The sequence below is a fragment of the Maribacter huludaoensis genome, from assembly GCF_029350945.1.
Classification (GTDB): Bacteria; Bacteroidota; Bacteroidia; order Flavobacteriales; family Flavobacteriaceae; genus Maribacter; species Maribacter huludaoensis.
Genome location: NZ_JARKMS010000007.1, coordinates 40,674 through 55,152 on the forward strand (window position 1 = coordinate 40,674; position 14,479 = coordinate 55,152).

Consider the following 14,479-nt stretch of genomic DNA (forward strand, 5'->3'; position numbering starts at 1 on the left):
CAATGCAGCAAACATTAGCAAAATATCTTCCAGAGTTAGCGGTTAGTCCTTGTTTTGAGCTAATTAAAGATACTCAGGTGCATTTAAAGATTGTTAATGAACGTGTAACCAGACATGGAGATTATAGAAGAAGAAAAGACGGCAATCATCAGATTACGGTAAATGCTTCTTTAAACAAGTATAGGTTCTTAATAACTTTGATTCATGAAATTGCGCATTTAATTGCCTTTGAAAAATATGGTCGCGCTATTAAGCCGCACGGGGTGGAATGGAAAAAAACATTTCAGCATCTAATGATTCCATTTATAAGGCCGGAGATTTTTCCATCGCAGCTACTACCGTTATTGGCCAGGCATTTTAAGAATCCGAAGGCAAGCAGTAGTACTGACGCTCAACTATCTATAGCTTTAAAACAATTTGATGAACAACAATCGGAAAAAACTTACGTTTACGAATTACCGATAGGATGCGTTTTTCGTATCTATAACGGAAAATTATTTAAAAAAGGAAATAAACGAACCAAGCGTTATGAGTGTATAGAAATATCTACAGGAAGGATGTTTTTATTTCAACCCAATGCTGAAGTAGAATTAATAAAAAGCTGACATGAACAAAAATTATTATGCCGTTTTAATGGCAGGAGGAGTAGGATCAAGATTCTGGCCAATAAGTACAAGTGAAAACCCGAAACAATTTCATGATATGTTAGGTACAGGAGATACCCTTATCCAGAAAACATTTCAAAGGTTAAATAAATTTGTACCTACCGAGAATATTTTAATACTAACCAATGAACGTTATAATGATCTTGTTTTAGAGCAATTGCCCATGGTAAAACAAGAACAGGTAGTTCTTGAGCCTGCTATGAGAAATACGGCACCTTGTATTTTGTATGCTGCCTTAAAAATTCAGAAAATGAATGAAGATGCAGTTATGATCGTAGCGCCAAGTGATCATTGGATCGAAGATGAAGATGCCTTTGCAAAAGATGTTACGGCATGTTTTAAAAAATGCGAAACTGAAGATGTTTTATGTACATTAGGTATTAAGCCCTCTTTTCCTAATACAGGTTTTGGGTATATAGAGTCTAATAAATCTGATACTGCAGCAATAAAAAAAGTAAATCAGTTTAGAGAAAAACCGGATTATGAAACTGCAAAAGATTTTCTTGCCCAAGGTAACTTTTTGTGGAATGCAGGAATTTTTATGTGGAGCGCAAAAACTATAGTCAATGCATTTCAAAATTTTCAACCTAAACAATATGCATTGTTCAGAGATGGTTTAGTGTGTTATAATACAGATGATGAAAAGAAATTCATCTCCGAGAACTATCCAAAGGCTGAAAATATTTCTATTGATTACGCAATCTTGGAAAACTCAAAAGCTATCTATGTTAAAGAAGCTACTTTTGATTGGAACGATTTAGGTACCTGGGGTTCTTTATATGATAAGCTTGATAAAGATGATGACAAAAATGCCGTAGTCAATGCAAAAGTATTGTCGCAAGATGCAAGTGGTAACATGATAAGGTCCAAAGCAGGTAAGGTGGTTGTTGTAGATGGATTAAATGATTATATCATAGTTGATAAAGATGAAGTACTTTTGATTTATCCTAAAACAAAAGAACAGGATATCAAACAAGTTTTAAACAAGGTGAAAGATACCTTTGGTGATGAATTCGCTTAAATATGGAGAACAATCTTAATCAAGATAATATTACCCCTACTAGTAATGAAGGTGGTGGTAGTGAAGAAGTAAAAAAAGATTTTCAAGGTCTTTTAGGTAGTGTAAAAAAGTTTCTTTCTGAGTTATTGGATATTAGAACCAATACAGATCAGCAGGCAACAAAAGAAGCTATTATTGCTGATATCCCTTTTAAGGGGCATACTTCTTGGATTCTGATTTGTTCAATATTTATAGCATCTATTGGTCTTAATGCCAATTCTACTGCCGTAGTAATTGGTGCCATGTTAATATCACCGCTAATGGGACCTATTTTAGGTATAGGAATGTCAGTGGCGATCAATGATATAGACACCTTAAAAAGATCATTAAAGAATTTTGCGGTAATGGTAGTTCTAAGTGTCATTACCGCATATTTATTTTATCGTTTTTTTCCGCTTAGGGATGAATCTTCAGAGCTTTTGGCAAGAACCGAGCCAGATATTAGAGATGTTCTAATCGCATTTTTTGGTGGTTTGGCATTGGTGATAGCCCGTGCTAAAAAAGGTACTATAGCCAGTGTAATTTTTGGTGTTGCAATTGCTACCGCATTAATGCCGCCTTTATGTACCGTAGGTTTTGGTTTGGCGATCGGTAATTTTGAGTATGCTACAGGGGCAATGTATCTGTTTATAATCAATACCATATTTATAGCCTTGGCAACCTTCTTGGTGATAAAGCTCTTGAAATTCCCCATGGTGCGTTATGTAAATTCACAACGGAGAAAATTAATAGCTAGGCTTGCTTCTTTATTGGCTGTTTTAGTGATGATACCTGCAGGTTTTACATTTTATAATGTATTTAAAAAATCATTGTTCAATAGAGATGCAGAGTCATTTATTACAGAAAAAATAGAACCTTATCAATTTACCGGAGAAGGTAAATTTCTAAGAGATTTTAGTGAGGTAGTTTATAATGATGATGGTAATTCTAAAATTGAATTGTTCTTTATGGGCAATGAAGGTATACCAGAAAATGTAATTGCTACTTGGCGTACGCAGATGGCAGATTATAAGCAACTTAACGGTACGGAGCTTGCCGTAGTTCAAGGGTCAAGAAGTGATGAGGCAAATGAGCTAAAATACGTAAATGAGTTATATGAATCTCAGAAAAGTATATTGACCAGTAAAGATGAAAAAATTCAGTTGTTGGAAAATGAGTTGATGCGCTTAAACCAAATTTCATCAAATCAAATTCCTTTTAAAGAGATTAGTCTTGAGGCTAAGACCAATTATGAAAACTTGGATCGTATAGGGTATGCTTATTTGATTTCAACAGATTTTACCAAGACCGATAGTATACCTTTGTTTGAAGTAACTTGGAAAAAAGAAGCTAAAAGAGCCGAAACCGTAAAGGATATGGCCAAACTGCAAGAGTGGTTGAGACTGCGTTTAAATAACAAGAATATTCAATTAAAAGAAATGCCCAAAGACTAGTTTTGTTCTTGTATATACATTTGGCGTACTTTCTTAAATAGGTCAGAAGAGTATACAAAGTTGGTAACGGCCTCGTTGTCTGTTTTGAAGATTTCGTTCTTGGTGCCTTCCCACTCTAAAAGTCCGTCTTTAAGAAAAATAATTTTCTCGCCAATTTGCATAACCGAGTTCATGTCATGAGTGTTAATGACCGTGGTAATGTTATATTCTTCGGTAATTTCTTTGATAAGGTCATCAATAAGAATTGCCGTTTTTGGGTCTAAGCCAGAATTAGGTTCATCGCAAAATAAATATTTTGGATTCATTACAATAGCTCTCGCAATGGCTACACGTTTCTGCATACCACCGGAAATCTCAGAAGGAAACTTATGATGCGCATCGATCAAATTAACTCTTTTTAATACCGCATCTACACGATGCTTCATTTCAGATTTAGACTGTTTGGTAAACATTTCTAAAGGAAACATTACATTGCCTTCAACAGTCATACTATCAAAAAGGGCACTACCTTGGAATACCATACCCATTTCTTGTCGTAAATCGCGTTTTTCGTCATCCGTATGTTCAGAATATAATTTGCCGTCATAGGCAATACCACCTTCTTCTGGTACAAAAAGACCTAAAAGACATTTTAGAAAAACGGTTTTTCCCGATCCACTTTGACCAATTACCAAATTGGTTTTGCCTTTTTCAAAGGTGGTGGTTATACCTTTAAGAATATGGGCATTACCAAAAGATTTGTGTATGTCTCGCACCTCTATCATTAGCCTAGTAAAAGTTGGGTTAAAATATAATTAAGTATGATGATAACAACACTCGTCCAAACAAATGAAGTTGTACTGGCCTTACCAACTTCTAAAGCACCACCTTTCATGTAAAAGCCATGAAACGAAGGTATCGTTGCAATGACAAATGCAAAAATTAATGTTTTTACAAAGGCATATGCTATATGGAAAGGAACAAAGTCTGATTGTAAACCGGTTATAAAATTTTCGCTAGTTAGAAATCCGCCAAAGACACCGGCCATCCATCCACCAAAAATTCCCACATACATAGATATAGCTATGGCAAATGGGTAAAATAACATGGCAATAATTTTCGGAAAAACTAGATAGTTCAATGAGTTAACGCCCATTACCTCTAAGGCATCTATTTGCTCTGTAACACGCATAGTTCCTATACTAGATGTAATATAAGAACCTACTTTACCGGCCATAATAATAGATACGAACGTTGGTGCAAACTCTAAAATAACGGATTGGCGGGTTGCAAAACCAATGAGGTCTCTTGGAATTAAGGGGTTGGTAAGGTTAAGTGCTGTTTGTATGGCCACAACGGCACCGATAAAAAAGGAAATAAAAATAATAATACCTAACGAGCTAAAAATCAACTCATCTATTTCCTTGAATATAAGTGACTTCATTATTCTCCATTTGGTCGGTTTTTTAAAAACCTCACGGATCATAATTGCATAGCTTCCTACAGATGCTAAATAGTTCATTTATTAAAAATAAAATTCTTACCGTAAAAATAACAATAAAGGACTTGATTTAACCTCGGTTTAATCTTTAAAGGTGTAAATTATTTACATTTGTGCTACAATCCTATCTCAATGAAAATGAAAAATTATTTTGTTGCTTCTTTGCTAGTAAGCACGATGTTGTTTGTTAGCGTTTTAAGCGCTCAAAAGAAAAATAAGGAAAATAGCAATGACGATATTTTAAGGGTAAAACCTAAATTGGTCGTAGGCATAGTAGTAGATCAAATGAGATATGACTATTTAACCCGCTTTTATGATCATTTTGGTAATGATGGATTTAAGAGACTTGTAGAACAAGGTTTTAATTGCAAGAACAACCATTTTAATTACGCTCCTACCAGTACAGGGCCGGGTCATACGTCAGTGTATACGGGTACAACACCTGCTGTGCATGGTATTATAGGAAACAATTGGTACGATAAGGAGATTGATGCCAGTGTGTATTGTGCAAGTGATGATACCTATACTTCCGTGGGTACAACAGCAGATGCGGGAAAAATGTCACCACATAGAATGGGGGTAACTACTATAACCGATGAGGTACGTTTAAATAGCCAAATGAAGGGCAAGACCATTGCAATAGCATTAAAGGATAGGGGAGCCGTGCTGCCGGGCGGGCATACCGCCAACGCCGCGTACTGGTTTCATGGGGCAGATGAGGGTAAATGGATTACTAGTTCCTATTATATGGCGCAATTGCCAAAATGGGTGAACGATTTTAATTCATCTGGTACTGCCCAATCATACAAGAAAGTATGGAATACATTAAAAGACATTAGGGAGTATAAAGAAAGTGGAATAGATAATAATTTGTTTGAAGGCAAATTTGAAGGGGAAACATCGACTTCATTTCCACACAATCCGGCAGAACTTTTAGATAAGAGCAAGAGTTTTGACATTATCAAAGCAACGCCTTATGGAAATTCCCTAACGGCAGATTTTGCCATAGAAGCATTAAAGCAAGAAGATTTAGGTAAAGATGATGTAACGGATTTTCTTGCAGTAAGTTTTTCTAGTACCGATTATGTGGGGCATATGTTCGGTGTAAACTCAAAAGAGATTCAAGATACATATTTAAGGTTAGATGCGGATCTTGCACGATTGTTCAAAGCATTGGATAAACAAGTAGGTGAAGGTGAGTACACGTTGTTTTTAACTGCAGATCACGGTGCCGTTGAAGTGCCAACGTATTTGAAAAGTGAAAAAATCCCTTCCGGATATGTAAACGCAGCTGAAAACAAGAAAAGGTTGAGCGAGTTTTTACAGTATAAATATGGTACGGAAGATATAATTAAAAACTATTCTAATGATCAAATATTTTTAGATCATAAAATTGTAAAAAATTTAGATCTTAGTTTAGAGGACGTACAAATTGAAATAGCTCAAGAGGTTTTAGGGTATGATGCTATTGATAGGGTGTATACGGCATCTCAAATGTGGAGCAACAACTATACATACGGCATTCCTTATATTTTACAGAACGGTTATAACCAAAAGAGATCTGGTGATGTATTGGTGGTTTTAAAGCCCGGTTTTATTTTCTATGGAACTACCGGTTCTACACATGGCTCGCCCCAGATATATGATACGCATGCACCGTTGTTATTTTACGGTAAGGGCGTAAAGTCTGGCGCTACGGTAAACAGGACCGAAATTCCTGATATTGCGCCAACCATTTCTGCGCTATTGGGCATATCGTTTCCAAATGGTACAACGGGAAAACCAATAATAGAGGTGCTAAAATAATATGGATGATAGGCGTATAGGTATTTTTGATTCTGGTATTGGCGGTACCTCTATTTGGGGTGAAATTCAAGAGCTTTTACCTTTTGAGCAATGTATTTATTTAGCGGATAGTAAAAATGCGCCCTATGGTGATAAACCGCCAGAACAAATATTGGATCTAAGCATAAAGAATACCGAATACTTGTTAGCTCGTAATTGTAAACTAATTGTTGTTGCCTGTAATACGGCAACAACAAATGCAATTGAGTATTTAAGGGCAAATTATGAGGTTCCTTTTATAGGAATAGAACCGGCAATTAAGCCAGCTGCCATAAATACCAAGTCTAAAATTATTGGGGTGCTGGCAACAAAGGGGACCTTGTCAAGCAGTTTGTTCCATAGTACATCAAAGAATCATACAGAGGGTATTACCGTATTAGAGCAGCGAGGTACCGGTCTGGTAGAAATGATCGAAAACGGTAATTTGGAAAGCAAAGATTTATATAGATTATTGGAAAGTTATATTAAGCCTATGCTAGAAAAGGGAATGGACTATCTTGTATTAGGTTGTACACACTACCCATATCTTATCCCTATGTTGAAAAAAATGCTGCCAGAAAATGTTACTATTATAGATTCTGGGCAAGCGGTTGCAAGACAAACAAAATCAGTGTTAACGCATAATGGTCTATTGACCGGTAGTAAATTGTTGGGAAGGCATCAATTTTTTACTAATGGAGACGAACATGTGCTTGCATCAATATTAAGTACTTCAAAAGTTGAATACTCGGTCTTTTTTAAAGATTTTTAAGGGCATTCTCTCTTTTTACGTACGTTAAATAGGTAAAAGATAACTCGTGTTTTTCATCTGTTGGATGAAATTCCTGCTGCGTCAGCATCCAATAATTTTCATCTATTTCCGGGAAAAAAGTATCGGCGTCTTCAAAAGTGCCATGCACTCTGGTAAGTTCAATTTTGTCAGACTCTTTTTCGCCTAACTTATATATCTCTCCACCACCTATTATAAATGCAATTTCATTGTCAACCAGATCTATAGCTTCATTTAGGGAATGAACAACAATACACTCATCATAATCTACGGTGTACTTTTTATCTCGTGTTATAATAATGTGGGTTCTATTTGGTAACGGCTTTGGAAAACTCTCATAAGTTTTTCTACCCATTATTATTTTGTGTCCAGAGGTTAATTTTTTGAACCTTTTAAAATCATCTGGCAAATGCCAAAGTAAATCGTTGTCTTTACCTAATTCATTATTTTCTGCTGCTGCAGCAATCATTATTAATGTTCTCAAAGTAATTTGTTTTTAGGTTCGGACTCAATTGCCGTGGGCAATTTTAATTCTTGTTCAATTTCTTTTTCCAGTTCTGCTATACGTTTCTTTTGTTTTTCTACCAATCGCTCACGTTGAGAACGTTCCCAATCATTACCCATGAATTTGTTGGTTACAAAAACATTAAAAATATGCAACACAAATAAAAATCCCCAAAACGTAATGGCCCAAACGAACCAATTGTATTCTTGTCCGTACTTTAATATTTTATTGATGAGAACCAAGAAAACGCTACCCACTAAGAATACTACAAAATGGGTGTATAAACGTTTTTTTTGCTTCACTCTTTTTTGAGCATTCTCTAACAGCTCATGCTGTTCTAAATCTAATTTGGAGGTATTTTTATTTCTAGAAAACATACTCTTCCTATCTTTGGCATAAAGATACAGCAAATGTAGTTTACCCTATGATCAATGGAAAAAATTAGAAAGGAATTCCCAGTTTTACGAAAAGGTATTTATGCGAATACCGCAGTATATGGTTTATTATATGATTCATTGTTAGATTGGCGACAAGAGCATGATTTGGATTTTTTGATCGATGGAAGCGATATGCGTGAACGATCATTAAAAGTGATATCGGAAACGCGTTCTGCTATTGGTAAATTCTTCAATTGTAAACGTGATAATGTGGCGTTGGTCACCAACTTTTCATCTGGTCTAAATATTTTGTTAGAAGGTTTGGATGCGAATAAAAGGGTATTACTTGTCAATGATGATTACCCTTCACTAAATTGGAGTTTTGAAAATAGAGGCTTTGATGTTTCTTACGTATCTATGGCGGTTGACTTAGAAGAACGTATAAATGAAGCGGTTGTCGGTGGGCATATAGATGTTCTTGCACTAAGCCTGGTACAATGGATGGACGGTTTTGCCATAGACCTAGAATTCTTGAAAAAATTGAAAAAGGAAAACCCTGATTTGATTATCATTGTCGATGGTACTCAATTTTGTGGCAGTGCTAATTTTGATTTTGAAAATTCCGGTATTGATGTTTTGGGGGCAAGTGCCTATAAATGGTTATTGGCTGGTTATGGTAACGGATTTATGCTGTTTTCTGATCAAGTTAAGAACTGTTTTTCCATTAATAACATTGGTTTTAATGCTGCTGATGGAGATTATGACAAAAAAAATAACATAAGATTTGCAAAGAAGTTTGAGCCTGGTCATCTATCATCGTTGACATTTGGTAGTTTAAAGTATTCGATAGATTTTTTCGAAAGAATAGGGATGGACAAGATTACGGCGCACAACCATAAATTATCCAAGAAAGCGAAAACTGAATTTGAAAAAATGGGTTTATTATCTGAGCGAATAGTACAGCGAAAAGAGCACAGTACCATATTCAATATTAAAGCAGATGAAGCCACTTTTCAAAAATTAAAGGATAATGATGTATTTTGTGCCCAACGTGGTGAAGGTGTACGTTTAAGTTTTCATTTTTATAATACGGAAGCAGAGATAGATGCTATCGTCAACATTTTAAAAAATGGGTAAATAGCTATTCGTAATAAAGAAAATTCGTAAGATAAAATTTCGTTGTGTAACTATAAAATGTAGAAAAATTGAGGATTTGATAAAAATGCGTTAAGTATTGTAAATGAGTGTTTTATTGTGCTAGTTTTGCCTTAAATATTAAATTTGATATCATGGCAATTGCGAAAAAATATTTGAAAACGAAACCAGTATGTAAGGTCACTTTTACGGTGCCTACAGATGATGCAAAGAAAGTAGCCGTAGTAGGCGATTTCAACAATTGGAATGCTAAAAAAAGCGCATTAAAAAAACAAAAGGACGGTTCATTTAAAGGAACGTTTGATCTTCCAAAAGAAAATACTTTTGAATTTAAATATATTGTTGATGGAGAATATGTAAACGATGCAGAAGCGGATCGTTACCAATGGAATGATTTCGCTGGTTCAGAAAATGCAGTTTTAGAATTGTAGAAAAACCGTCTTGATTAATATAAAAAAAAGCCTGCTAAATTTAAAGCAGGCTTTTTTATATTTCTCCGGTATATTTCTTAGGTTTTTTTAAAAACACAGTTTTTGTAACCGTATTCTTGAGATTCGTATTCGGTAGTCATTTGTAATCCCGATTCTTTGGCTAACCACGTTATTATTTCATCGTCATATTTCTGCGAAATTTCTGTATGTATAGTTTCCCATTGATTAAAATTTACGGTTAGGTCAAGTTTATCAATTCTTACGGTTTGTTCAATTTTTGAGACCAAATAACTCTTGGCAGATCCCGTTTCCGGGTTATATACTTCCCAATGTAAAAATTCATCTAAATTAAAATTAGCTTCTAATTCAGAATTTATTCTTGCAAGTACGTTTTTATTGAACGCTGCGGTTATACCTTCTTGGTCATTGTAAGCGTTTAAAATGGTCTGCGGATTTTTTTTCTGGTCAAAACCCATAAATAGCAGATCGTTAGGTTGCATCAGTTTTTGAATGTTTTTCATAAAACCAACGGCTTGATCATGCTCCAGATTGCCAATATTGGACCCTAGGAATAATATAATTTTTCTGTTCTTTCGGTTATTGATTTCCTTTAGCGCTTCAAAATAGGTGCCTTGAAAAGGCTGAACTTTTATTTTTGGTAATTCATTTTCTATAGAGTTATGAAGTTGGTTCAGGGCATTGTCGCTAATATCAATAGGAACATACGTGAAATCTATGTTCTTGTCACTGAATTCCTTAAGTAGAATTTTGGTCTTTTTGCCATCTCCTGCGCCAAGTTCTATTAAATCAAAAGAGCCAAAACCTGTAAACAGTTCGGTAATTTCTTTTTTGTTGTTCTCCAGGATTTCAAACTCACAATCAGTAAGGTAATAAGTAGGCATTGCCATAATATCTTGAAAAAGCTTATCGCCTTTTTTATCATAGAAATATTTTGAAGAAAGATGTTTAGGGGAATCGGTCAAGCCGGTATAAACTTCTTTTTCAAATTCAGTTGAAGCAACCGGTACTAATTTAGTGTCTTGCATAATCTATATGTCGTAATTATTTGGCTAACCTTATTCCGGTAAACTGCCATTTTAATTCTGTTGGGAAAAAATTTCGATAGGTGTGTCTGGCGTGGTTGCTGGGTGTAGCTATGGAGCTTCCCCTAAGTACTTTTTGGTTGACCATAAATTTGCCGTTATATTCACCCAATGCTCCATCTACTTTTTTGTAATTCGGGTAGGGGAGATAGGCACTTTCCGTCCATTCCCAACGTTGTCCCCAATTAAACAGGTTTTGCGCAGCTTCCCACTCAAATTCTGTGGGTAGACGGCATCCTTTAAATTGCGCAAAGGCAAATGCTTCAAAATAAGAAATATGGGTAACGGGAGCTTGTAAATCAACTTCGGTTAATCCGTTAAGGCTGTAATAATGCCATATTCCGTCTATATTATGCCAGTATAATGGCGCATTTACTTGGTTTTGCTGAACCCAATCCCATCCGGCGGCATGCCAAAGGTCAAAACGTTTGTACCCGTTAGCATTTATGAATTCAATGTATTCCGCATTTGTTACGAGTTTGTTAGATATTTCGTAATCATGTAGGTATACTTTGTGTCTTCCTAATTCATTATCAAAACAAAAGTCAGTAGAATTGTGGCCTATTTCATAAATGCCTTCGTTCATAGGTATCCAACTTTGAGTGTCTTTCTCGATAGTATGCTCTTTAAATGAGTTGGAGTATTTAGGTAATAACGGATTGTTGCCAAGAATATATTTAATATCTGTAAGTAATAATTCTTGATGTTGTTTTTCGTGATGAATTCCTATTTCAAGGACTTCCAGTAGCTTTTGGTCTTTATTTGAATCTAGCAATCTGTTCATTGCTTGGGTTACGTAAGTACGGTATTCATAAACTTTTTTGACAGATGGTCTTGATAGATTACCGCGGTCTGCACGTACTACACGCTTACCAACCGTTTCATAATAGCTATTGAAAACAAAAGAAAAATCTTCATCGAATATTTGATAGGATTCGTCATAGACTTTGAGAATAAATTCTTCAAAAAACCAAGAAGTATGGCCCAAGTGCCATTTTGGTGGAGAGACGTCTATGATAGGTTGTACCACATAATCTTCAATTTCAAGAGGTTTGCAAATAACCTCGGTATGCTCCCTAGTTTCCAAAAAGAAATCTATGAGCGTATCAGTACTAACCATGAGAACAATTTTATTGTAAGTTAAATAAAATTGCTCAATCGGTTTTAACCTGATAAATTAAGAAATTGATACTATACAGCTACTATCCCCTTAATATGAGGATGCGGATTATAATCCTCTAATGAAAAGTCTTCGAATTTAAAATCGAAAATGTCTTTCACATTAGGGTTTATTTTCATTTTAGGTAAGGGTCTAGGCTCCCTACTTAATTGAAGCTCAACTTGCTCCATATGATTATTATAAATATGGGCATCACCGAAAGTGTGAATAAAATCGCCAGCTTCATAACCGCAAACCTGTGCCATCATCATGGTAAACAAGGCATAAGATGCAATATTAAAAGGTACGCCTAAAAAGATATCTGCACTACGTTGGTATAATTGGCAAGATAATTTACCGTCTGCCACATAAAACTGAAAGAATGCATGGCAAGGTGGTAAAGCAGCTTTGCCGTTAGCTACGTTCTCTGAAAAAGACTTGGATGTATCTGGTAAAACACTAGGGTTCCAGGCAGAAACTAACATCCTTCTGCTATTAGGATTCGTTTTTAGGGAATGAACAACCTCTTTTATTTGATCAATCTCATCATCGTTCCAATTACGCCATTGATGACCGTACACCGGACCTAAATCTCCGTTTTCATCTGCCCATTCGTTCCAGATACGAACGCCGTTTTCCTGTAGATATTTAATATTGGTATCACCTTTTAAAAACCACAGCAGCTCGTGCACTATAGATTTTAAATGTAATTTTTTAGTGGTTACCATAGGAAAACCTTCGCTGAGGTCAAAACGCATTTGATACCCGAACACACTTTTGGTTCCGGTTCCTGTACGGTCTCCTTTTTGGTTTCCTTCAGCTAATACGTGATTAAGTAAGTCGTGGTATTGTTTCATAAAATAGCGCTCCTTGAGTCTTATGGTTAAAACCGGTACGGAGTAATGATTTTTGTTCCTTCAAAAATAAAGAAAGATGATATTTTGAACGTAAGATTAACTTATCAGTTATCAATAATTATCAACGAAATAATAAGTGTTTCCCTTTTGGGGGCTACGGGGCTTTTTAACCTAAAATCATACCTGCTATGGTTGCAGAAAGCAATGAAGCTAATGAGCCGCCTAAGACTGCTTTCATTCCAAATTCAGATAACGTTTTTCTTTGACTGGGGGCAAGAGATCCAATACCACCGATCTGGATACCTATTGAGGCAAAGTTTGCAAAACCGCATAACATATAGGTAGCCATAATCACAGACTTGTTAAACTTTAAATGTGGTATGGTACTTAAATCTTTAAGTTCTGCCAATTGAATGTAGCCCACAAATTCACTTGCAACTAATTTAATACCCAGCAATTGTCCCATTAGCATAATATCTTCGTTGGCTACGCCAATTAACCACATTAATGGCGCAAACACGGTTCCTAAAATTGCTTCAAGTGAAAATTTGGAATAAGATGTATTTTCGGCTATCCAACTATTTAAGTGGGTCAAGTCTCCTGTCCACTCTAAAATTCCGTTCACCATGGCTATAATTGCCACGAAAACCAATAGCATTGCACCAACGTTTACGGCTAGTTTTAAGCCTTCTGTAGTTCCGTTTGCAATAGCATCTAGTACGTTGGCGCCAATTTTTTCGGAAGAAACGTGAACATCGCTATTGACTTCTTCTGTCTGTGGATATAAAATTTTGGATATAACGATTGCACCGGGCGCGGCCATTACACTTGCAGCTAAAAGGTGTTTGGCAAAAATTAATTGTAGTAATTCATCTTCACCGCCCAAAAAACCAATGTACGCTGCCAGTACTGCACCGGCAACCGTGGCCATACCGCCGATCATGACCAAAAGAATTTCTGATTTGGTCATTTTTTCCAGGTATGCTTTAATTAAAAGAGGAGCTTCTGTTTGTCCAAGAAATATGTTTCCGGCAACAGAAAGACTTTCGGGGCCTGAAATACCCAATGTTTTAGAAAGTGCCCAAGCAAGCCACTTTACCACTTTTTGAATTAATCCTAGGTAAAATAATAAAGAAGTCAGGGCTGAGAAAAATATAATCGTTGGCAATACTTGAAAGGCGAATATATAACCAAAGGTACCAGTATCGACAACTAGTCCTTCAAAAAGAAACTTACTACCTGCTCTTGTAAACTCTAAAATACTGACAAAAATTTTCCCAATTTGTTCAAAAACCAATTGTACAAAAGGAATTTTAAGAACACCTATGGCAATTACCAATTGTAGTGCCAGGCCAATACCTACAGTTTTCCAGTTAATGGCTTTTCGATTAGAGCTGAATAAAAATGCCAAAAGTAACAAGACCGCCATACCAAGAATACCTCTACCAAGGCTGTTGATGGAAAATCCTTCACTGACTTCCATACCCATAACCCCTTCGGTAGCTACATCTTCAACCAAAGTAGTATCGGTCGTGTTTTCTAAAGGAATATTTACGTCTACATCTTGAGCAAAAGTAAGTGAGGTAAGAATTAGTGCAAAAAATAGCAACCATTTGCCCTTTTTCATAAACTGTAATTTA

The 14,479-nt window shown here is 35.7% G+C and carries 15 protein-coding genes; 7 read left to right on the plus strand and 8 right to left on the minus strand.

All coding sequences use genetic code 11. The features are described 5' to 3' along the window. Positions 1 to 2 precede the first annotated feature (2 nt). From PXC01_RS16855 to PXC01_RS16865, 3 genes are read left to right on the plus strand one after another with little or no spacing between them, the layout of a single operon-like run. Positions 3 to 605, plus strand: a complete 603-nt coding sequence (locus PXC01_RS16855) for a SprT-like domain-containing protein (RefSeq protein ID WP_276473456.1) — start codon at positions 3 to 5, stop codon at positions 603 to 605. 1 nt (position 606) lies between these two features. Further along, entirely contained in the window at positions 607 to 1,686 is a 1,080-nt protein-coding gene (locus tag PXC01_RS16860; RefSeq protein WP_276473457.1) for a mannose-1-phosphate guanylyltransferase, read from the plus strand. Between the two features lie 2 nt (positions 1,687 to 1,688). After that, positions 1,689 to 3,158, plus strand: coding sequence for a DUF389 domain-containing protein (locus tag PXC01_RS16865; RefSeq protein ID WP_276473458.1), 1,470 nt, complete (start codon positions 1,689 to 1,691; stop codon positions 3,156 to 3,158). Here the strand turns inward: PXC01_RS16865 and PXC01_RS16870 are convergent. Both PXC01_RS16870 and PXC01_RS16875 read right to left on the minus strand, forming a co-directional pair. Then, complete coding sequence (locus tag PXC01_RS16870; protein WP_276473459.1) at positions 3,155 to 3,922, minus strand: ABC transporter ATP-binding protein; 768 nt, start codon at positions 3,920 to 3,922, stop codon at positions 3,155 to 3,157. The genes PXC01_RS16865 and PXC01_RS16870 overlap by 4 nt on opposite strands. Next, positions 3,922 to 4,659, minus strand: a complete 738-nt coding sequence (locus tag PXC01_RS16875; protein WP_276473460.1) for an MlaE family ABC transporter permease — start codon at positions 4,657 to 4,659, stop codon at positions 3,922 to 3,924. The genes PXC01_RS16870 and PXC01_RS16875 overlap by 1 nt, the downstream gene beginning before the upstream one ends. Positions 4,660 to 4,770: 111 nt before the next feature. Between PXC01_RS16875 and pafA the strand changes: the two genes are divergently transcribed. Together pafA and murI are read left to right on the plus strand one after the other, a co-directional pair. Beyond that, positions 4,771 to 6,444: an alkaline phosphatase PafA gene (gene pafA, locus PXC01_RS16880; RefSeq protein WP_276473461.1), complete on the plus strand. Its 1,674-nt coding sequence runs from the start codon at positions 4,771 to 4,773 to the stop codon at positions 6,442 to 6,444. A 1-nt stretch (position 6,445) separates the two neighbouring features. Then, positions 6,446 to 7,234 (plus strand): glutamate racemase, encoded by a 789-nt coding sequence (gene murI, locus PXC01_RS16885; RefSeq protein WP_276473462.1) that lies wholly within the window; start codon positions 6,446 to 6,448, stop codon positions 7,232 to 7,234. Here murI and PXC01_RS16890 read toward each other — a convergent pair. Beyond that, on the minus strand, positions 7,221 to 7,721 hold the full coding sequence (locus tag PXC01_RS16890) for a dihydrofolate reductase (protein WP_276473568.1): 501 nt from the start codon (positions 7,719 to 7,721) through the stop codon (positions 7,221 to 7,223). The two genes, murI and PXC01_RS16890, sit on opposite strands and share 14 nt — an antisense overlap. A gap of 11 nt (positions 7,722 to 7,732) precedes the next feature. Then, a complete protein-coding gene (locus PXC01_RS16895; protein WP_276473463.1) occupies positions 7,733 to 8,134 on the minus strand; it encodes a 2TM domain-containing protein in 402 nt (133 codons plus the stop codon). 54 nt (positions 8,135 to 8,188) lie between these two features. Between PXC01_RS16895 and PXC01_RS16900 the strand changes: the two genes are divergently transcribed. Both PXC01_RS16900 and PXC01_RS16905 read left to right on the plus strand, forming a co-directional pair. Further along, the gene (locus PXC01_RS16900; RefSeq protein WP_276473464.1) at positions 8,189 to 9,271 is read left to right on the plus strand and encodes an aminotransferase class V-fold PLP-dependent enzyme; all 1,083 of its coding nucleotides are present in this window, start codon (positions 8,189 to 8,191) and stop codon (positions 9,269 to 9,271) included. Positions 9,272 to 9,423: 152 nt separating this feature from the next. Beyond that, positions 9,424 to 9,720 (plus strand): isoamylase early set domain-containing protein, encoded by a 297-nt coding sequence (locus PXC01_RS16905; RefSeq protein ID WP_276473465.1) that lies wholly within the window; start codon positions 9,424 to 9,426, stop codon positions 9,718 to 9,720. A 77-nt stretch (positions 9,721 to 9,797) separates the two neighbouring features. On the opposite strand, the gene egtD is transcribed toward PXC01_RS16905, so the two are convergent. The 4 genes from egtD to PXC01_RS16925 form a co-directional block, all read right to left on the minus strand. Beyond that, on the minus strand, positions 9,798 to 10,766 hold the full coding sequence (gene egtD, locus PXC01_RS16910) for an L-histidine N(alpha)-methyltransferase (RefSeq protein WP_276473466.1): 969 nt from the start codon (positions 10,764 to 10,766) through the stop codon (positions 9,798 to 9,800). A gap of 16 nt (positions 10,767 to 10,782) precedes the next feature. Next, positions 10,783 to 11,943: an ergothioneine biosynthesis protein EgtB gene (gene egtB, locus PXC01_RS16915; protein WP_276473467.1), complete on the minus strand. Its 1,161-nt coding sequence runs from the start codon at positions 11,941 to 11,943 to the stop codon at positions 10,783 to 10,785. A 71-nt stretch (positions 11,944 to 12,014) separates the two neighbouring features. After that, positions 12,015 to 12,839, minus strand: a complete 825-nt coding sequence (locus PXC01_RS16920) for a thymidylate synthase (protein ID WP_276473468.1) — start codon at positions 12,837 to 12,839, stop codon at positions 12,015 to 12,017. Positions 12,840 to 13,005: 166 nt separating this feature from the next. Then, on the minus strand, positions 13,006 to 14,466 hold the full coding sequence (locus PXC01_RS16925) for a NupC/NupG family nucleoside CNT transporter (protein ID WP_420828596.1): 1,461 nt from the start codon (positions 14,464 to 14,466) through the stop codon (positions 13,006 to 13,008). Positions 14,467 to 14,479: the final 13 nt, after the last annotated feature.